Source organism: Streptomyces sp. NPDC042201 (assembly GCF_055582185.1).
In genome coordinates this window covers 271168-291053 of the sequence record NZ_JBVJDS010000009.1, presented here as the reverse complement: position 1 = coordinate 291053, position 19886 = coordinate 271168, and the positions used below count along the sequence as shown (strand labels likewise).

General features: G+C 70.0%; 17 protein-coding genes and 1 pseudogene. 11 read left to right on the top strand and 7 right to left on the bottom strand.

The annotated features are described in order from the left end of the window. Positions 1-2 precede the first annotated feature (2 nt). Genes ACZ6MZ_RS23335 through argC form a run of 4 tightly spaced genes read right to left on the bottom strand, consistent with a single transcriptional unit; the run spans position 3 to position 4340 of the window. Complete coding sequence (locus ACZ6MZ_RS23335) at positions 3-1202, bottom strand: acetylornithine transaminase (RefSeq protein WP_469354017.1); 1200 nt, start codon at positions 1200-1202, stop codon at positions 3-5. Beyond that, complete coding sequence (argB, locus tag ACZ6MZ_RS23330) at positions 1199-2149, bottom strand: acetylglutamate kinase (protein ID WP_469354016.1); 951 nt, start codon at positions 2147-2149, stop codon at positions 1199-1201. The genes ACZ6MZ_RS23335 and argB overlap by 4 nt, the downstream gene beginning before the upstream one ends. Then, entirely contained in the window at positions 2146-3315 is a 1170-nt protein-coding gene (gene argJ, locus ACZ6MZ_RS23325) for a bifunctional glutamate N-acetyltransferase/amino-acid acetyltransferase ArgJ (RefSeq protein ID WP_469354014.1), read from the bottom strand. Before argJ ends, argB begins: the two co-directional genes overlap by 4 nt. Then, positions 3312-4340: an N-acetyl-gamma-glutamyl-phosphate reductase gene (gene argC, locus ACZ6MZ_RS23320; RefSeq protein WP_389783546.1), complete on the bottom strand. Its 1029-nt coding sequence runs from the start codon at positions 4338-4340 to the stop codon at positions 3312-3314. Before argC ends, argJ begins: the two co-directional genes overlap by 4 nt. A 208-nt stretch (positions 4341-4548) precedes the next feature. Between argC and ACZ6MZ_RS23315 the strand changes: the two are divergent. The 8 genes and pseudogenes from ACZ6MZ_RS23315 to ACZ6MZ_RS23280 form a co-directional block, all read left to right on the top strand. Beyond that, positions 4549-5778: pseudogene (locus ACZ6MZ_RS23315) on the top strand (TnsA-like heteromeric transposase endonuclease subunit); the annotation flags it as partial. Between the two features lie 16 nt (positions 5779-5794). Beyond that, positions 5795-6391 carry a Tn3 family transposase gene (locus ACZ6MZ_RS23310; RefSeq protein ID WP_469354091.1) on the top strand — a complete coding sequence of 199 codons (597 nt, stop codon included), beginning with the start codon at positions 5795-5797 and terminating at the stop codon, positions 6389-6391. Positions 6392-6481: 90 nt separating this feature from the next. After that, the gene (locus ACZ6MZ_RS23305) at positions 6482-6898 is read left to right on the top strand and encodes a hypothetical protein (RefSeq protein ID WP_469354012.1); all 417 of its coding nucleotides are present in this window, start codon (positions 6482-6484) and stop codon (positions 6896-6898) included. Then, a complete protein-coding gene (locus ACZ6MZ_RS23300; RefSeq protein WP_469354010.1) occupies positions 6895-9426 on the top strand; it encodes an ATP-binding protein in 2532 nt (843 codons plus the stop codon). Before ACZ6MZ_RS23305 ends, ACZ6MZ_RS23300 begins: the two co-directional genes overlap by 4 nt. Positions 9427-9549: 123 nt before the next feature. Then, positions 9550-9891 (top strand): recombinase family protein, encoded by a 342-nt coding sequence (locus ACZ6MZ_RS23295; RefSeq protein WP_389783539.1) that lies wholly within the window; start codon positions 9550-9552, stop codon positions 9889-9891. 396 nt (positions 9892-10287) lie between these two features. Next, positions 10288-10758 (top strand): hypothetical protein, encoded by a 471-nt coding sequence (locus ACZ6MZ_RS23290; RefSeq protein ID WP_469354007.1) that lies wholly within the window; start codon positions 10288-10290, stop codon positions 10756-10758. Between the two features lie 209 nt (positions 10759-10967). Beyond that, positions 10968-11351, top strand: a complete 384-nt coding sequence (locus tag ACZ6MZ_RS23285) for a hypothetical protein (protein WP_469354006.1) — start codon at positions 10968-10970, stop codon at positions 11349-11351. Positions 11352-11458: 107 nt separating this feature from the next. Continuing rightward, positions 11459-12556: a barstar family protein gene (locus tag ACZ6MZ_RS23280; RefSeq protein ID WP_469354004.1), complete on the top strand. Its 1098-nt coding sequence runs from the start codon at positions 11459-11461 to the stop codon at positions 12554-12556. Between the two features lie 22 nt (positions 12557-12578). Here the strand turns inward: ACZ6MZ_RS23280 and ACZ6MZ_RS23275 are convergent, their stop codons facing one another. From ACZ6MZ_RS23275 to ACZ6MZ_RS23265, 3 genes are all read right to left on the bottom strand, one after another. Further along, on the bottom strand, positions 12579-13118 hold the full coding sequence (locus ACZ6MZ_RS23275) for a P-loop nucleotide/nucleoside kinase family protein (protein WP_469354002.1): 540 nt from the start codon (positions 13116-13118) through the stop codon (positions 12579-12581). A gap of 324 nt (positions 13119-13442) precedes the next feature. Further along, complete coding sequence (locus tag ACZ6MZ_RS23270) at positions 13443-14240, bottom strand: hypothetical protein (RefSeq protein ID WP_469354000.1); 798 nt, start codon at positions 14238-14240, stop codon at positions 13443-13445. Between the two features lie 81 nt (positions 14241-14321). Beyond that, complete coding sequence (locus ACZ6MZ_RS23265) at positions 14322-14948, bottom strand: TetR/AcrR family transcriptional regulator (RefSeq protein WP_469353997.1); 627 nt, start codon at positions 14946-14948, stop codon at positions 14322-14324. 119 nt (positions 14949-15067) lie between these two features. Here ACZ6MZ_RS23265 and ACZ6MZ_RS23260 point away from each other — a divergent pair, with 119 nt between their 5' ends. From ACZ6MZ_RS23260 to ACZ6MZ_RS23250, 3 genes are all read left to right on the top strand, one after another. Next, complete coding sequence (locus ACZ6MZ_RS23260) at positions 15068-16090, top strand: hypothetical protein (RefSeq protein WP_469353996.1); 1023 nt, start codon at positions 15068-15070, stop codon at positions 16088-16090. A gap of 198 nt (positions 16091-16288) precedes the next feature. Then, complete coding sequence (locus tag ACZ6MZ_RS23255) at positions 16289-17923, top strand: SMI1/KNR4 family protein (RefSeq protein ID WP_469353995.1); 1635 nt, start codon at positions 16289-16291, stop codon at positions 17921-17923. Positions 17924-18045: 122 nt separating this feature from the next. Further along, complete coding sequence (locus tag ACZ6MZ_RS23250) at positions 18046-19869, top strand: hypothetical protein (protein WP_469353994.1); 1824 nt, start codon at positions 18046-18048, stop codon at positions 19867-19869. Positions 19870-19886 lie beyond the last annotated feature (17 nt).

The following is a 19886-nucleotide window of genomic DNA, read 5'->3' as shown; positions in this document are numbered from 1 at the left end:
TCTCATTCCCCGGATCGTCCGTCCCCGTGTGCGCTGCCGAGGATGCCGGGCAGCGCCCTCAGCAGCGTGTCCACCTCGTCGTCGCCGATGATCAGCGGGGGCATGAGCCGTACGACGTCGGGGGCGGGCACGTTCACCAGGAATCCGGCACCCTGAGCCGCCTGTTGCACCTGAGGCGCGAGCGGCTCGGTGAGCACGATACCCAGGAGCAGGCCCGAGCCACGGACGTGGGAGACCAATGGGTGGCCGAGGGCCTCGATGCCGTCCCGCAGCTTCTCGCCGAGACGCTTCACCTGGTCGAGGAGTCCCTCGGCCGCGAGCGTGTCGAGTACGGCTAGTCCGGCGGCGCAGGCGACCGGGTTGCCGCCGAACGTCGTGCCGTGCTGGCCCGGCAGGAGCAGATCGGCGGCCTCGCCGAAAGCGATGGCCGCGCCCAGCGGCAGCCCGCCGCCGAGCCCCTTGGCGAGGGTGACGACATCGGGCTCGACGCCCTGGTGGGCCTGGTGCTCGAACCAGTGGCCGGTCCTGCCGACGCCCGTCTGGACCTCGTCGAGGACGAGCAGGGTGCCGGTGGCGCGGGTGATCTCCCTGGCCGCCTCCAGATAGCCCTTGGGCGGGACGACCACGCCGTTCTCACCCTGGATCGGCTCGATGATCACGAAGGCCGTCTCTTCGGTGACCGCGGCCCGCAGCGCTTCGGCGTCCCCGTACGGGACATGGGTGACCTCCCCCGGCAGCGGGAGGAAGGGCTGCCGCTTCGGGGGCTGGCCGGTGAGGGCGAGCGCGCCCATGGTGCGGCCATGGAAGCCGCCGTCGGTGGCGACCATGTGCGTACGGCCGGTCAGCCGGCCGATCTTGAACGCGGCCTCGTTGGCCTCCGCGCCCGAGTTGCAGAAGAACACCCGGCCGGGGCGGCCGAAGAGCTGGATCAGCCGTTCGGCGAGAGCGATGGGAGGCTCGGCGACGAAGAGGTTGGAGACATGGCCGAGGGAGGCGATCTGCCGGGAGACTGCCTCGACGACGGCGGGATGGGCGTGGCCGAGCGCGTTCACCGCGATTCCGCCGACGAAGTCGGTGTACGGATTGCCGTCCGCGTCCCAGACGGTGGCGCCGGCGCCGCGGACGAGGGAGAGCTGCGGCGTGCCGTAGTTGTCCGTCATCACGCCCTGCCAGCGCTGTACGAGCTCCTGGTTGCCGGTCACTGTGCTCCCCCTTCGGATGGGTGCGGTGCGTGCGGTGCCTGCGGTGCTTCCGGTACGCCGGGGGCGTCGGGCACGACCATCGTGCCGATGCCCTCGTCGGTGAAGATCTCCAGCAGGATCGAGTGCGGAACCCGGCCGTCGATCACGCGGGCGGTGATGACCCCGTTGCGTACGGCGAACAGGCAGCCCTCCATCTTCGGCACCATGCCGCTGGACAGCTCGGGCAGCAGCTTCTCCAGCTCGGTGGCGGTGAGCCGGCTGATCACGTCGTCGCTGTTGGGCCAGTCCTCGTACAGTCCCTCGACGTCGGTGAGAACCATCAGCGTCTCGGCGCCCAGCGCCGCGGCGAGGGCGGCGGCCGCCGTGTCGGCGTTGACGTTGTAGACATGCCCGTCGTCGGTGCTGCGCGCGATGGAGGAGATGACCGGGATCCGGCCGTCCCCCAGCAGCGCTTCGATGGCGCCCGTGTCGATCGCGGTGATCTCGCCGACCCGGCCGATGTCGACCAGCTCTCCGTCGATCAGCGGCCGGTGCTGGGTCGCGGAGATGGTGTGCGCGTCCTCGCCGGTCATGCCGACGGCGAGCGGGCCGTGCTGGTTGAGCAGCCCGACCAGCTCGCGCTGGACCTGTCCGGCCAGCACCATCCGTACGACGTCCATCGCCTCGGGCGTGGTGACGCGCAGCCCGGCCTTGAACTCGCTGACCAGGCCGTGCCGGTCGAGCTGGGCGCTGATCTGCGGGCCGCCGCCGTGCACGACGACCGGCTTGAGGCCGGCCTGCCGCAGGAAGACGACATCCTGGGCGAAGGCGGCCTTGAGGTCCTCGTCCACCATGGCGTTGCCGCCGAACTTGATGACGACGGTCTTGCCGTTGTGCCGGGTGAGCCAGGGCAGCGCCTCGATGAGGATCTGCGCCTTGGGCAGCGCGGTGTGCTTCCGGGCGCTCACGAGCTGTACGCGCTGTTCTCGTGGACGTACTCGGCGGTGAGGTCGTTGGCCCAGATGACGGCGGTGTCCGTACCGGCGGCCAGATCGGCGGTGATACGCACCTCGCGGTAGCGCATGTCGACGAGGTCGCGGTCCTCGCCGACGGAGCCGTTCTTGCAGACCCAGACGTCGTTGATGGCGACATTGAGCTGGTCGGGCTCGAAGGCGGCGCGCGTCGTACCGATCGCGGAGAGCACCCGGCCCCAGTTGGGGTCCTCGCCGTGGATGGCGCACTTGAGGAGGTTGTTCCGGGCGATGGAGCGGCCCACCTCGACGGCGTCGTCCTCGGTCGCGGCGTTGATCACTTCGATACGGATGTCCTTGGAGGCGCCCTCGGCGTCCCCGATCAGCTGGCGTGCGAGGTCGGCGCAGACCGTACGGACCGCCTCGGCGAACGCGTCGTACGCGGGCGTCACGCCGGACGCGCCGGAGGCGAGCAGCAGCACGGTGTCGTTGGTGGACATGCAGCCGTCGGAGTCGACCCGGTCGAAGGTGGTACGGGTGGCGGCGCGCAGCGCGGTGTCCAGCGCCGGCGCTTCGATGTCGGCGTCGGTGGTGAGGACGACGAGCATGGTGGCGAGGCCGGGTGCGAGCATGCCCGCGCCCTTGGCCATGCCGCCGACGGTCCAGCTCTCGCCGGCGCTGTTCTCGCCGCCCGCGACGGCGGTCTTGTGGACGGTGTCGGTGGTCTTGATGGCGAGGGCGGCCTTCTCGCCGCCGTGCGCGGAGAGTTCGGCCGCGGCCTTCTCGATTCCCGGCAGCAGCTTGTCCATCGGGAGCAGCAGACCGATCAGCCCGGTGGAGGCGACCGCGATCTCGCCCGCGCTGTGTCCTTCGAGGACCTCGGCGGTCTTCTCGGCGGTGGCGTGGGTGTCCTGGAAGCCCCGCGGGCCGGTACAGGCGTTGGCGCCGCCTGAGTTGAGGACGACGGCCGTGACCTCACCGCCCTTGAGGACCTGCTCGGACCAGAGGACGGGCGCGGCCTTGACACGGTTGGAGGTGAAGACGCCCGCGGCGGCGCGGCGCGGCCCGTTGTTGACCACGAGGGCCAGGTCCGGGTTGCCGTTCTCCTTGATCCCGGCGGCGATGCCCGCCGCCGTGAATCCCTTGGCTGCCGTGACACTCACGGTGCGACTCCGATCGTGGAAAGTCCGGTGTCCTCGGGGAGTCCGAGGGCGATGTTCATACTCTGCACCGCGCCGCCTGCGGTGCCCTTGGTGAGGTTGTCGATGGCGCTGATCGCGATGACGCGCCCGGCGGCCTCGTCGTACGCGACCTGGATCTGCGCGGCGTTCGAGCCGTAGACGGACGCGGTCGCGGGCCACCGGCCCTCGGGGAGGAGATGGACGAACGGCTCGTCGGCGAAGGCCTTCTCGTACGCGGCCCGTACGTCCTGGGCCGTGGTGCCGGGCTTCGCCTTGGCCGAGCAGGTGGCGAGGATGCCGCGCGGCATCGGGGCGAGGGTCGGGGTGAAGGAGACGGTGACCCGTTCCCCGGCCGCCTCGCTGAGGTTCTGGATCATCTCGGGGGTGTGCCGGTGGCCGCCGCCGACGCCGTACGGCGTCATGGAGCCCATGACTTCGGAGCCGAGCAGATGCGGCTTGGCCGCCTTGCCCGCGCCGGAGGTCCCGGACGCCGCGGTGATCACCGCCTCGGGCTCGGCCAGGCCCGCCGCGTACGCCGGGAAGAGCGCGAGCGAGACGGCCGTGGGATAGCAGCCGGGCACCGCGACACGCTTGGACCCCTCCAGCGCGGCGCGGGCACCCGGCAGCTCGGGGAGGCCGTACGGCCAGGTCCCGGCGTGTGCGGAGCCGTAGAACCGCTCCCAGTCGGCCGCGTCCTTCAGCCGGAAGTCGGCGCCCATGTCGATGACGAGCACCTCGTCCCCGAGCTGCTCGGCCACGGCCGCGGACTGCCCGTGCGGCAGCGCGAGAAACACGACGTCATGCCCGGCGAGCACCTCGGCCGTGGTCTCCCCCAGAACCCGCTCGGCCAACGGCAGCAAATGCGGCTGCAACCCACCGAGCCGCTGCCCCGCGTTCGAGTTCCCGGTCAGGGCGCCGATGTCGATGCGGGGGTGGGCAAGGAGCAGCCGGAGCACTTCCCCGCCCGCATATCCACTCGCCCCCGCCACTGCCGCACGTACAGCCATCGAAAACCCTCCTCGTTAATGGCATGACTATACGTTCCCACGCAGCTTTATGCAATGAGCTCACGAGTGCATGATCGCGACGGTTGTGACCGAGAATTTTAGTTGGCGGACAGAGAAAGCTAGTTGGCGGATCTTCCCGTAACGCTGTGTTGCGATCAGTTCCGAAGATCGGCCCCCGTCGCCGACCGGGTGGTGCTGTTGTGGGTACGTGGGCGAGGCAGCGAGCGTGAGGATCCCGTCGGATTCAAGTCATCTGGACCAGCTTGTCACGGCGTACGACGGGGATGCCGGGCAGCGGAATCGACTGCGACTCGTGGACGACTGGTCGCGTCGGTGGAGTTCAACGTGGCAGGTGGGCACGGGTGAGGTCTGCTGGCCGATCCGGGACATCGCTCACGTGCCGGTGATGTCGTCCCGGCCGATGCGGGGGTTCACGTGGCGGGCGAAGCAGCGGCACCGCCCCGGACTTGAAGTGATGGCGTCAACGGGCCGGAAGCACGGTTTCGAGTCGTTGGAGGAGATGCGGCTGCTGGTCGCGCTGGACTTCTTGAGGGCATCCGAGGTGCTGTCGCAGCCGTTCCGGCTGGACTTTGAGCATGCGGGCGGGCAGTCCTGGCATATCCCGGACTTTCTGGCTGTGCTCGGCGGCGGGATGTGGCTGCTGGACGTCCGTCCGATGAAGCTGATCAAGGACGAGGACGCACTGAAGTTCGCGGCGGCCAGGGAAGTGGCGGCGGCCTGCGGCTGGCGGTACTCGGTGGTCGCCGGCTGGCCCCCGCATGTCTGGAGCGTCCTTGACCATCTGTCCTCGCGCCGTCGCCCGGCGAGGGATCCGCTGGGTATGCGGGACCAACTGCTCACCGCGATCGGCGGTCGGGAAGGGCGGGTGATGACCTTCTCCGAGCTGGCGGACGCGACCAGCGTGCCTTCCGTCGGCCGGGCGAACATCGTCCGGCTGCTCTGGCAACGCGAGCTCGGCGTTGACCTGGGCAGTCCCTTGCGCGACAGCTCGCTGATCTGGGGGGGGTGTGATGGCGGCGAGGGGGTTCTTACGAATCGCGCCGGGCAGGCGGGTCGCGCTCAACGGCGTCGAGTGAACGATCGAAGATGTTCAGAGCCAGCTCGGGCCGACTCGTCCTCGTGGATGCTGATCAACTGCACCGCCTCCGAGGTCGCCGCGATGATCGAGGGCGCGATGCGGCACGGCACCACCATGGACGTCGAGGCGAACTACACGGATTCGCATGGCCAGTCGGAAATCGGGTTTGGCATCACGAGGCTGCTGAACTTCGACCTGCTGCCCAGGATCAAGCGGATCAACAAGGTGAAGCTGTACCGGCCGGTCGCCGGCGAGCCGGACGCCTACCCGCAGCTCGCCCCGGCGCCGACCCGACCGATCCGCTGGGAACTGATCGCCCAGCAGTACGACCAGATGATCAAGTACGCCACCCGCGATCCGCACCCGGACCGCGTCCACCGAAGCGATCCTGCGGCGCTTCACCCGCAACGCCTCCCACCCCACCTACGCGGCCATGCTGGAGGTCGGCCGCGCGCAGAAGACCATCTTCGTGGCCCGCTACCTGCGGCTCCGGGATCTCCAGCGGGAGATCGAGGAGGGCCTGAACGTGATGGAGTCCTCCAACGGCGCCAACTCCGTGATCGCCTACGGCAAGGATGGGGAGATCGCCTCGAACCGGCGCGACGAGCAGGAGATGTTCGTGCTGTGCCTGCGCATCCTGCAATCGGCCCTGGTCTACGTGAACACCCTCATGCTTCAGGACGTCCTCGGTGAACCGGAGTGGGCCGACCTCCTCACGCCCGCCGACCGGCGCGGCCTGACCCCGCTCTTCTGGTCCCATGTCCGGCCTTATGGGGAGGTGAACCTTGGCATGGACACCCGCCTCCATCTCGCCGCAGCAGCCGCCGTGCCCGGCCCGCGCCTGCCGCCCGACTCGGAGGTGTCCAGCGGCGGACAAGGCAGAACCGGCACGGGAGCGGACCTTCAGGTGAGGGCCTCGCGGACGGCAGCCGCCCAGCAGACGCTTCCCTAGAAAGGCTCGATATGGCCGGAGCAACGACTCCTTACGCCCTCCGGGCTCGTAGGGTTATTGTCCGGTGTTTTTTCTGCAAGAGGGGATGGCATGGACCCGATCGTGTTGGCGGCCGGGACGGCGCTGGTGAGTGCGATGGCAGCGGACTCCTGGCAGCAGGTCAGAACAGCTACGACAGCCCTGTGGCACCGGCTCCATCCCGAGCAGGCGGACGAGATCGCAGTCGAGCTGGAAACGCTGCACGCCAGCGTTCTCAATGCCCGTGAACAGCAAGACCACGACACCGAGGAGGCGCTCACCGGCGTGTGGCGTCTGCGGCTCCAGCAGCTGCTCGTGGATGAACCTTCGGGGGTCGACGAACTGCGGCGCCTGCTGGAAGAGCACCTCGCGCCGGCGCTGTCCCCGGACGAACAGCGCGGCGTCCAGTCGATCGTCATGAAGGCGGAGGCCCGGGACCATGCGCGGGTGTACATGGCCGGCCGCGACCAGCACATCACCGGCCCATGACCACCCCCGCGAACGAAGACGCAGGCGAGGGCTTCGCTGCGCCGGTGCGTATCGAGGCGCACGCCGCAGACAACGCGCGGGTCTATTTGGCCGGACGGGACCTGCACGTCACCCAGGAGGCGGCTGCGGCGCCCGCGCCGGTCACCGCGCTGCGGACCCTGCCGCGGGACGTGGCCGCCTTCACCGGCCGCCAGGCCGAAGTGAAACAGCTCCTGGCCGCAGCCCAGCCGACCCGCGTGGTGGCCATCCACACCGTGGACGGCATGCCCGGAGTGGGCAAGACCGCACTCGTCGTACACGCCGCCCGCCAGCTCACGACCCGCTTTCCCGACGGCCAGCTGTTCGTGCGGCTTCACGCCCACACCCCCGGCCAGAACCCGGCCGACCCCGCCGACGCCCTCGCCGCCCTGCTCATCAGCATCGGCATCGACCCGCGCCACATCCCCGACAGCATGGAAGCCCGTGCCGGCTTGTGGCGCGACCGACTTACCGGCCGGCGGATGCTCCTGATCCTGGACGACGCCGCCGACCACGCACAGGTCGAGCCGCTCCTGCCGGGAGCCGAGGGCTGCCTGGTGATGGTCACCAGCCGCCGCCGCTTACCGGCCCTGGACGGTGCCACCCCCCTGCCCCTGGGCATCCTCCAGCCCGAAGACGCCGCGCTGCTTTTCACCCGCCTGGCCCGCCGCACCCCCACACCCGCCGAAGCCGGCGCGGTCGCCGACATCGTACGGCTGTGCGGTTACCTACCGCTGGCCATTGCCCTGCTCGCCGGCCGCTTCGCCCACCACCCCCACTGGAACCTCGCGGAATACGCGCAGGAGTTCGCCGCCACCCAGGACCGGCTCGGCGAACTCGCTGCCGGCGACCGCGCGGTGGCCGCTGCATTCGAGATGTCCTACCGTGCGCTGCCACCGCAGCGGCAGGGTCTCTTCCGCCGCCTGGGCCTGCACCCCGGTCCCGAGACCGACGCCTACGCCACCGCCGCCCTGGCCGGCATCCCCCTCGTCCAGGCCCGCAGCGAGCTGGAAGCCCTCTACACCGACCACCTCATCGACTCCCCTGCCACCGGCCGCTACCGCCTGCACGACCTCCTGCGCGCCTACGCCCGCACCCTCGCCGAACGTGACACGGTCGAGGACCGCGATGCCGCCACCGGGCGGTTGCTGGACTACTACCAGCACACCGCCGAAGCAGCCGACCGACACCTCGCCGAGGCTCCCCGCCACGCCACCCCAGTTGTCAGCCCTTCTCCCGCTGCCGCACCCGGCCTGGCCAGCCACGAGCAGGCCATGACCTGGATGAGGACCGAACGCGCCAATCTCATCGCCTGCACCCACCACGCCACCGCCACCGCACGGCACTCCCACGCCATCTACCTCACCGCCATCCTGGCCGCCTTCCTGCGCCAGCAAGGCCCCTGGGATGAGGCCATCTCCCTTCACCAGACCGCCGCCGCCAGCGCCCGCCTCACCGGTGATCGCCTCAGCCAGGCCGGCACCCTGGCGGAGCTGGGCTGGGTACGCTACCTAACCGGGGATTTTCCAGCAGCGGCCGACCTGCTCCAGCAGGCGCTGGAGCTCTACCGTGCCCTCGGCAACCTCCTCGGCAAAGCCAACGCCCTGCGGGAGCTGGGCTGGGTGCGGTACCTAACCGGGGACATCCGAGCGGCGGCCGACCTGGCCCAGCAGGCGCTGGAGCTCTACCGTGCCCTCGGCAACCCTCTCGGCGAGGCATACGCCCTGCGGGAACTGGGCTGGGTGCGGTACGCGACCGGGGACTACTCAGCGGCGGCCGACCTGGCCCAGCAGGCGCTGAATCTTAGCCGTGCCCTCGGCAACCCTCTCAGCGAGGCATACGCCCTAACGGAGCTGGGCCGGGTGCAGTACGTGACTGGGGACTTTCCAGCGGCGGCCGACCTGGCCCGGCAGGCGCTGGAGCTCTACCGTGCCCTCGGCAACCGTCTCAGCGAGGCATACAGCCTGTGGGATTTGGGCCGGGTGCAGTACGTGACTGGGGACTTTCCAGCGGCGGCCGACCTAACCCGGCAGGCGCTGGACCTCTTTCGCACCCTCAGCAACCGTCACGGCGAGGCCAACGCCTTGCAGCAATTGGGCCAGGTACAGGCCGTGACCGAGGATCACCCGGCTGCGGCCGACCTGCTGCAAAAGTCTCTGACCCTGTTTCAGGAGGTGGGCGATATTCAGGGAGAAGCCGAGGTACTAAATAGCACCGGTGCCCTCCTGGCTGCGTCGGCACGTCCGGGGGAGGCTCTTTCCGCATACCAGCGGGCTCTGCACCTCGCACGCCAGGTCCACAGCCCTCTGGACGAAGCCCACGCCCTCGAAGGCACCGCCCGCTGCCACGCACGCACCCGCGACCTCCCCGCCGCCTTGGCCGACCTGCGCCAAGCGGTGGGCATCTACCAGCGCATCGGTGCCGCCGAGGCATCCGCCGCCGCCGAGTACCTGACGCAACTCCAAGCCGAGCACCCTAAAGAAGCTGCTGTTCAGGATTCGACCGATTGATGAGCAAGATCGGTAAGCGGCGCCGCACGGCCGGATCGGCGCCGGATCATGCCCATAAAACGGGGTCAGAAAGTCGATGTGCTCAAGAACTTGAGGAGCACCGTTTTCTGTACGATCTGGCGGGTGCAGCCACCCCAGGACAACAACACCGCCGATCTCCTCGCACCCGTTCCGGCCGTACGGACCGGCAGCCTCGTTGGATACGCACGCATGTCCACCAAGGGGCAGTTGCTCGACCGGCAGATCCACGCACTCACCGAAGTAGGGTGCATCCGGATCTTCTCCGACAAGAAGTCCGGCAAGAACCTGCGCGAGGGCGACACGCTCGTCGTCCCGTCGCTGGACCGGCTCGGCAGTTCTATCCAGGACCTCATCGCGATCGTGTCCGGCGTGCGCAAGCATGGCGTCGGCTTCACCTCGCTGCACGAGGCGCATCCGCGAACTCATCGTGCAGGGCACCAATGAGGGCTTGGACGCCGCTCGTGCCCGCGGCGCCCGACTCGGCCGCCCGCCGGTGATGACGGAGGAGCAGGCACGTCACGCCCGCGACCTGCTCGCCCGCCCGGAGAACACCGTCACCTCGATCGCGAAGCTCCTCGGCGTCTCCAGGAACACATCAAGTCCGAGGACTGATCACCGCCGTTTGCGGCTGGTGACACACACAGTGAACGTCCCACCACCATGATTCGCCAACTAGCCCTCTCAAGATCCGCCAACAAGAATCCTCGACGCGCTTCTGACCTCCACAGTTCAGATCATGATCCGCCAACTAACACTCTCGGTCACAACGGTGAGACTGAGCGCCTGGTCGGCCAGTGACACTATGGTGATCATCAACGCGCAGGCCTTGGAGGCTGACGATTGAGTTACGTACTCAAGGCGGTAGTCGCCGAGGCGGAACTGCTGACGGCCGCAGCCGCAGGACTCCCGTCGGCCCGGACCGCACCTCTGCGGCATGGGCTCGCGCTGCTGCCCATGGTCGGCGCTTTCTTCCGCGAACTGATCACGGACTCCTCCGGCGTCTATCCGGGGTTCTGGGACCTGCCCGCCGGCCTGGTCCCCACGCTTGCCGAGTGGTCGAAGGTCGGCCCGGTGGCCTATGTCGAATCCGAGTACTTTGGCGGAACGGGCGAGGAGAACACCGCCGTCTGGCGGGACGGACGCCTGGCCCTAGGCCCGTTGCATCTCCTCGAAGGAGATCCCGTCTCCGCCCAGGGGTCACCGGTCGCGCGGGCGCTTCGCGAGCTCGGGATCCAGCCCGCCGGTTCAAGCGACGAGTTCGCCGTAGCCGGACTTGACCAGCACCGTGAGAGCGAGAGCTGGCTCTCCTGAACATCGTGCCAACAGCTTCATCCGAGCCGCCTGCCACCGCGAATCGCCCGGCAGACTGCCCGCCGCTTTCGGGAGACTGAGCGGCTGAGTTGGCCCGTGAGCGGGGGAGTTGGACCGTTGGGTCTCTGTACTCCGCGTTCTTCGCGCAGCAGGTCTTCCGCTCGCGATATGCCGTAGCTGTCGGGCGGCCCGGCGGGCAGACTGCGCACATGCAGCTCCCCGCCGAAGCCGTTGCCGCCACCGATCTGATCGAGGTCGTCAGGATCTCCGCCCTTCCGACCGAGCGGGGCGTTCCCTACCCCGGCAGGGCGGTCGCCCACTGGATCGGGAGTGAGGCCACCGACGTCCTGACCTTGATCGAGAACCTGCCCGGCAGCGAACAGCACCGCTGCGGCTTCTCGCCGGGCTGGAGTGTCCGGGCGTACGAGGACTCTCTCGATCTGGCGCTGTTCGAGGCAGCGTTCTGTTTCAGCTGCCACGAGGTCCACATGCACGGAACGGCCGTGCCACCCGCGCTGGCCACGCAGTTCTTCGACGCGGACACCACGCCGGCCCAGACCCTCCTGGCCCTCTTCCGAGCGGCGGCCCCGTAGCCGGCCGACACCGAGCGAGCGCCGCCGGCCAAGGGCGGCCCCTGCCTGTGTGCCCGGCGGGAGCGCCCGGCTTCGGCGCCGGAGCGTGGTCGAAGCGTGGTCGGAGCATGATTCCCACCGTGTATGACGATGAGAACCATGGCGGGCACACGCGGTACACGTTGACCGAGACAGAGCATGGCCATGCCTGGGGCGTCTGCGTCGAGGCGGAGGGTCTGTTCGGGAGCCCCCGGCGTGGGACGTACGAGATGCTCGGCTGGGTGCCGGACAGAGCTGAGGTGCACGGCTGGGTCGGCAGCCGGGTGTGGCTGGTGCCGGACGACGAGGCACTTGAGCCCTGGCTGCTGGAGGACGCGGAGAGCCTGGGGCAGCTCGCCGGGGCGGACAGTCTCGTGCTCACCGGCCTGGACGACTACGAAGGCCCGCCGGAGGGACACACGGGCCCCGTCCGCGTACACGACGGGCACCGGTGGCTCGGCTCGTGCCAGGAATTCGCCCGTGTCCTGCCGCACGAGCAGGCGGCGCCTCCGCTCGTCCTGCGAGGACTCGCCCCGGGTGATCAGCTGCGGGCGGCGCTGATGAAGGGCACTCGGCGGGCGCTGGATCTGGCGGAGGCCGCCCTTGAGATATGGGATGACCAGGGCGAGCCGCTCACCCAATGCCTGCTGTGGAGCCGAGTCAGCGCCTGGCGTCCTTCCTCCTACGGGACGGATCTGATCGACCTGGAGCTCGACGGAGAGCTCTTCACGCCCGTTCCCGAATACGCCCGGCCCGTCTGGGAGCGATGGCTCGCCGGGCCGCCGGACACCCTGGGCGCCTGGGACAGCCTCGACACCCGACTCCGCGGGGTCTGGCTCGAACTCGTACGGGAGCGGGCCTGCCGACGCGCCCATCATGACCGGCCGGCCGGGCACGCATACGAACTCGACGGCCGCCACATCACCGATGAGGCGGGCCTTTACCTGGCGCTCGGCGAGGCGGTGAACGGGCCCGGCGGCTACTTCGGCGGTTGCCTGGCCGCCCTGGACGACTGCCTGCGCGGCACGTTCGGCTACACCGCCCCCGGCGCCTTGCTCTGGCGGAACGCTGCGACCGCACGCGAGCACCTGTCCCAGACCCTGAAAGCGGACGGCCGGCCCTACGACCTGTTCTCCGAGGTCCTCGACGTCCTGGCCGAGGGCGGCATGCACGTCACCTTGGCATGACTTCGCCCCGCCCGCCCGGTACCTACGACTCCCCGCCCCTCTCCGTCTTGACGGCCTCTGCGATCTGTAGCGCGGCCTGGGCGGGCGTGAGGTGCGTGGTGTCGACGACCTCGGCCTCGCCGTGCAGCCACGTGCGGGCCGCCTCGGCATAGGGCTCAAGGTATGTGAGACGGAATGAGGAGGGGCCAAGAACAGCGTCCCCCTCGATGCGCCCGCGAAGGGTGTCCTGGTCAGCGTGGAGGACGAAGTGCCTTACCGGGATCGCATGTTGGGCGAGGCCCGTGCTGATCTCGCGCCAGTACTGCTCGACCAGGACAGTCATGGGCATCACCAGGGTGCCGCCGGTGTAGTCGAGTACGCGCCGGGCGGTCTCTACGACCAGCTGCCGCCACGGCGGCCAGTCCTGGAAGTTGCCCGTCCAGGGCAGCCCCGGCGTGACGTCCATGAGCGTCTCGCCGACCTTCTCGGCGTCGAACACCCGTGAATCCGGGATCAGCTGCTGCACGAGTGCACTGGTTGTCGTCTTGCCTGCGCCGTGGGTGCCGTTGAGCCATACGATCATGGGCCCGACGCTAGCGGTGTGCGGACCGCAGGCCGGTGCCCATCACGTCACAGAACGGGCACGGCAGAAGACCGTACGGCCTCGGCGTCTCATCGGCGCCGGTCACCGGACGTTGGGCGGATCGTGTCGTCGGGATCGACGACGTCCGAGTCGACGTCACGACGACGCGGACCCCGGAGCCGGTGCCGGTGGCCTGCAGGCCGAGGTCGACGTGGGCGGTGAAGGGGTGTGCCGCGAGCCGTTCCGCGTGGAGGCTGCGCCCGTAGCGGTCGTAGGTCTCGACCGGGCGGGGCCGCTCGGCGAGCGATGAGGAGTGCCGCGGGATCAGAGCGGGAGTACCGGCCGGGTGGAGAAGTCCTCGTAGATGCCTTCACCGTCCGGGCCGTACGCGAACTCGGCCATATAAGGGTTGCGGTTGGCGGTGGCCAGGGGCAGCCACGCCAGCATGTAGCCATATCCCCCGCACACCGACTCGCCGCCGTCACCACCGTGGACCGCGGTGACGTCGCTCGTCAGCTCCGTCCGGTAGGTGTCGTAGGCGATGTGCAGGCCGAACCCGCTTGGCTGCTCATGCGGGCCGATGCGGTCCCCATAGGGGATACGGTCGAGGGGACAGTCATTGCCCCACCGGAACAGAGTGTCCGCGCCCGCTCCACAGGCGTGCTCCCACTCGTCCGAGCTCGGCATCCGTAGGCCACGAGCCGCAAGGACGGCCGGCATGTCGGCAGGCGGTTCGGTCAGGTCCTCGTCCTCCACAGCCATGAGCACAGTGGCCAGGACGGCACTCCGGCGGGGGCTGAGTAGCTGCGCGAGGTGGGCCCGGAGATCGGAGCCGTAGCCAAAGCCCTGATCCAGGCTCTCCGCATAGTCGGCGACCTGCCCGGGCGTCGGCTGCCAGGCGTCGAGATCGAATCCGAGCGTCACTGCGCCGCCGGGTATCAGGGCGAATTCCTGCCTGTCCCGCTCGATCCGAACGCGGTGCAGCGGAGCGCCGAGGTGCTCAACCGTCTCCACGACGGTCACGCGGCCATCCACCCGGTGGGCCGCCTCCTGGGCGACGCGACGTGCGGCAGACAGCTCGAAGGACCGCCACTGGTCGAGACTGAGATCAGCGAAAGACATGGGCCGCAGTGTCGCACTCAGGTCTGACACAGATCACCAACCATCGGTCTTCGTCACACCCCCTGAGTGGCCGCAGGGGGCTCAGCCGGGTGGCGTGGCGCGTTGGCGGATCAGCGGTAGGTAGACCTCGTCGACGATCTCGATGAGGACCTCGTCGGGTGCGGTGGGGACTCCGCGTACGACGAACTCGTTGCGGAGCAGAACCATGGCCACCGTGGCGACCCGGGGATGGAGCGCTTCAGGGGTGGCCTCGCCGCGGGCGACCGCGCGTCCCAGGATGGTCAGCCAGGTGGCGGCTACGGCGTCGGTGGACTGCTCGGGCAGCTGCGCCACGAACTCCGACGCGCCGCCGGCCGCGGACATGAGGTCGCGCAGGACTTTGCCGAGCGGGGAACTCCAGTGGCGGTTCGCCCGGCGGAGCAGTTCGAGGACGTCGCCGCGCAGATCGCCGGTGTCGGGGGATTGGACCGTCGTGGCCAGTCGCCGGTAGGCGGCGATGCCGAGCGCGAGGCGGTTGGGCCAGCGGCGGTAGATCGCGTTCTTGTTGGTGCCGGCGCGTCGGGCGACCCGGTCCATGGTCAGCCCGGCGTATCCGGACTCGGTGAGTTCGTCGGCTGCGGCGCGCAGGATTGCCTCTTCCAGGGCGGCGCCGCGGCGCCGCGTCTGTCCGGTGCCTGGCTGCTTCGTCGGATCGTCATCGTCCGCCATGGCCTCTCCCCTGCACTGCGGTACCGAAGGTTCCTCCTCACTTTGGGCTTGATCCCAGACCACACGCAAGTAAGGTACTACGCGTACCTAATTCGGTCCGATGGAAAGGGGCATGACACGTGCGTGCCAAAGGCATCACCTACGACACCGGCTTCGTCCGCTACGGCATGAACTCCCGCGAGCGTTTCGACCCGGAGCTGGTCGAGCGTGAGCTACGCGTCATCCGTGACGACCTGCACTGCAACACGGTCCGCGTCACCGGCGGTGACCCCGAACGGTTGGAGCTCATCGCGGGATTCGCCGCCGACCTGGGTCTGGGGGTCTGGTTCTCGCCGTATCCGCTCGAGCTGACCACCGACGAGATGCTGTCGCTGTTCGCCGACTGCGCCGAGCGGGCCGAACGGCTCCGACAGCGCGGCGGCGAGGTCGTGTTCGTCACCGGTGCCGAGCTGAGCCTGATGAACAAAGGGTTCCTGCCCGGCGACACCCTCGACGAGCGGGTCGAACTGCTGACCCGGCCGGACCGCCTGCGCGAGCAGATCGCCGAGGTCGGTGCGCGTGTCAACGACTTCCTCGGCACGGCCGCGGCCCTCGTCCGCCAGCGGTTCGGCGGCAAGATCACCTACGCCGCCGTACCGCTGGAGCGCGTCGACTGGGCCCCCTTCGACATCGTCTCCCTGGATCTCTACCGGACGGCCGGGACCGCCGGCCAGTTCACCGAGGGCGTCCGCGGCCTCGTCGCGCAGGGAAAGCCGGTCGCGATCACCGAGTTCGGCGCCGCCAGCTACCGCGGCGCGGGCGATGTGGGCGCTCGCGGTCTGGAGATCGTCGAGTACGACAAGGACGCCGGACCGGTCCGCCTGAACGGCGCGTACGACCGCGACGAGCCCGGACAGGCCGCGTATCTGCGCGAGCTGCTCGAGGTCTTCGACGCCGAAGGCGTCGACAGTGCCTTCGTGTTCATCTTCGCGCTCTACGACCATGTGCACCGCCCCGGCGGCGACCCCCGCGACGACCTGGACCTGGCCAGCTACGGCATCGTCAAGGTCTTCGACAACGGCCACGGAGACACCTACCCCGACATGCCGTGGGAGCCCAAGGCCGCCTTCACCGCACTTGCCGAGTACTACCAAGAGCACTGAGGCGTCGTGTGCGTCTCGGCCTCGGCGAGCGGAGCGCGGGGCCGCACCGCCGGGCAGATCGACGCCCGCGGCAGGCCCACGCTCGCCGGCCCGCCGGGCCATCCATAACGCTCAGCCATACCGCTCAACTTCATCTGGTCGGCTCTGCGATCATGACCGCTTCGCAGGCAGGACAGGAGCGAGACATGGGGGCGGGACATGGTTGAGCAGGCTGCGCGGCGGATCGTCGAGGAGATCGTCGCGAGTGCGCCGGCGGGCTGGACGCGGGCGCTACTGGCCAGCACCGCGGGCGGGGGCAGCGTCTCGGTGGCCGGCGGCTACGCCGTCCCCGGCTCGCCCCTGTGGGGCAACCAGGTACCCAGCCTCTTCGAGGAACTGGGCAGGCTGGCGGACGCGTTGCGGAAGGTGCGGGGCTGGGAGCGCACCAGCCTGGAGATCGAATGCCGGCCGTCCGGAGCGTACGGACTGGTCGCGACCACGGACGCGATCACCAGCCTGCGCGGACGGGACGGCGGTTTCCAGGCCATCCTGGACCCCGGCTACCGGCTGCCTCAGCCCGGTGTTGAGCAGGAGGAGGGGACGGCCGCACCGGGAGGCGACCCGACGCTGGCGGTGGCGCGGTTCCGTACGTACATGGAGCGGCGCGCCGCGATCCTCGGGCGGCCCGAGCGACTGCCGCCGCCCGTGTCCGCCGCCGCACTCGACGAGGCCGAACGCCGCATCGGCCGGCCCCTGCCCGCCGACCTGCGGGCGCTGTACCTGATCGCTGACGGCGACGGCGTCGACCACGACCACCTCTACCTGCTCGGGGGCAACGCCTGGATGGCGCTGGAACGTCTGGTCGCCGTCCACAGCGACCAGCGCGAACCGGCCTGGCACAGCTGGGAACTGAGCTGGTACTCGGTCGTCTTCGACGCCGAACCGCACGAGAGCGTCCGGCGTTGCGACGGGCACCCGGCGTGGCTGCCCTTCGCCACCGGCGAGGACGGCAACTACCTCGCGGTGGACCTGTCCCCGGCCCGCAACGGCCGCCCCGGCCAGGTGATCGCCATCGGCCGCGACTACGGCGACGGCCCCGCCTACGTCGCCGACTCGATAACCTCTCTGCTCGGCCACCACCTGGATCAGCTGGAGCAGGGAGCCTACGAGCTGGAGCAAGGAGCCTACGAGAAGGACGGCGACCGCCTCTTTCTGCTGGAGCCCGCCGGCAGCCCCGGCACCCGGAGGATCATCGGCGGTATCCCCGACGAGGTCCCGCCCACCCTTCAGGCCATCCATATCAACGACGCCGCCGGCCCGGTCGATCTCGCCCCGCTCACCGCCGGCCCGCACCTGCGGCTGCTGCACCTCAACCGCTGCGCCACCGCTTCCCTGACACCGATTCGTACGATGCCGGTCGAGGCTGTGCGCGTCACCCTGGACGGCGGCGGCGACCTCACCCCGTTGGAAGGGCACCGCACCCTCACCTCCCTGGACCTGGGGACCACCGCCACCTCCCTGGACCTGGGGACCACCGCTCCGATCGACATCGCCCCGCTGCGCACCGTCCCGAACCTGCGCGGCCTGGACCTCTCCCGGGCCACCGTCCGCGACCTGACTGTCCTGACCGACGTGCCCGACCTGCGCTACCTGGCCCTCACCGCTCGGCAGTGGACCACCTTGCTGGACGCGGGCGCGGCACCGCCCACCCTCGCCGCGGCCCGCCTGGCCGACGACGACGTCACCCTAGACGACGTCACACTCGACGATGCCCTGACCTGGGCGGCCCGCCTCGGCCCCCACACCCAGGACGCAGTCCGCGTCACCGGCACCCTCGGATCTGACGGCGAGTGAGCCCCGGCTGCGTTCCGGGCCGGTCACCTTCGCCGTCGCAGACGGCGCAATTCCTTCGACAGAGCGCGAACCGGCTGGCAGGCTACGCACATGACCTATGGAATCGAGTCCCACCGCGCCCGGTGAGCGCCCAGGAAGAGCGCGACGCGCTCACCCTCCCGCCCAGCCTGTACGAGCACGCTCTGCACCTGCTCCGCGAGGCCCCCGACGGGATCCCGCCCCGGCGCGGCTACCCCCTCCCCCAGAAACCAGAACCGGGCGAGGCCCCGCTGTCCCACGAAGAGGCGGCGAACGCCATCCGCGACGCGCTGAACCCGCTGCCGGACGACTCCGCGACCCTTCACCGCCGCTTCGCCCGCCTCGGCATCCGGGACCGCCACACGTACTTGGTCCGGTCCGCCGTCGCCGGGCTGCCGCTGCCGGCCGGGCAGCGGGACGCGGCCCGCTCCCTGGGCCGGCAGCTGACCCGGACCGGCACCACCGCGCCCGCCGTCACCGCGGGTCTCGCCCTGCTCATCCGCCTCGGCGAGCCCGAGGACGTCCCGTATCTCTCCGTTCTCGGCCTGTTCCGGGAGTTCGTACGCCCGGCCGTCGACGCCCTCGACACCCTCGACCGCCCGTGCGCCGCCGTCGTCTGGCTCGCCGGCTACACCCGCCGCGATGAGCTGCGGCCGCTCGTCCGCGCCCTGTGGACGGGAGACCGACAGGCCGTCCGTACAGAGCTGGTCACGTTCCCCGCCACGCCCCGGTTCGTCAGTACCACGGTCGCCCGCCGTATCGCGGAGGCCGCCCGGCTGCCCGAGCTGCTCGACCAACATCCCTCCGACACGGCCCTGTTCGCCCGGGCGGGCAGGCTCCTCGTCCGGATGGGGTCCACGCGCGACTACCGGACCGACCTCCTCACCTACGACGACGCGCTCATCCTGTACGAGAGCGTCGTCACCCGGGCCGGCCAGCTGCCGCCCACCCTCGACCACCACGCCACCCTGCTCTCGCTCGCCCTGGACCTGAGCAGCGGCACCGGCGTACTGCTGGACTGGCCTCCGGGCCGGCGCGCGACGCTGCTGGAATCACTCGGGCGGCAGCTGGCCGGGCCCCGGTGGGCCTCGCCGGCGAACACCGACGGAGGTGAGGCGGACCAGCGGCTGCGGGCCGGCTGGATCCGGCGCACCGGGCGGCGGCCCTTCACGCGTCAGGCCACGCCCGGCAGGCTGCGCGTCGAGGTGGTGGCGGGCGACCTCGTGGATCGTGAACCCGTCGAGACCCGCATTCTCCTCGACGGGCGTCCCGTGGTCCCGGAGTTCTTCGCCCACGGTCCCGCCCGTAGCCCCGAGTACCTGCTGGACGACGGCCGGCTCCGGGCCGGGCCCGAGCCCCGGGAGGTACAGCTCGCGGAGGCGTACTGCACCGAGGGGTGCTGTGGCGCGCTCTACGTCACCATCCGTCGCGACGGAGACCAAGTGGTGTGGGAGGACTGGCGGCGGCCGCAGGACATGCCAGGTTCCCGGGAGCCCGCGCCCGAGCTGCCCGCCTACAGGTTTGACGCCGCCGCCTACGACGCGGAGATCGTCCGGGCGGAGAGCGACCGCTCCTGGTCGTGGCCGGCCCGCACCGTGGCCCGCCTGATCAAAACGGGGCTGATGGAACGGCCGGACCTGCTGAGCCGATGGGATGCCAACCGGGGCTGGATCAGCAGCGGCTTCGAGGACCCGGACACCACCGTGGTCACCTTCTCGTACGCGCCGGGACTCGCCGCCGGGAAGCAGGACGGCATCCCCCTCCAGTTCCGCTGGGTCGTACCGGACGACGGTACTCCACCCGAGGCGCAGGCCGACGCCGCCCTGCGCCGACTGGCCGAGGAGGACCCGAAAACGTACGCACAGGTGTGCGGCGGCAGCCGCGAACGCGCCGAGGAACTCGGCTTCCCCTGGCCCGACAACGCCTGAGCCGCGGGAATCGGTCG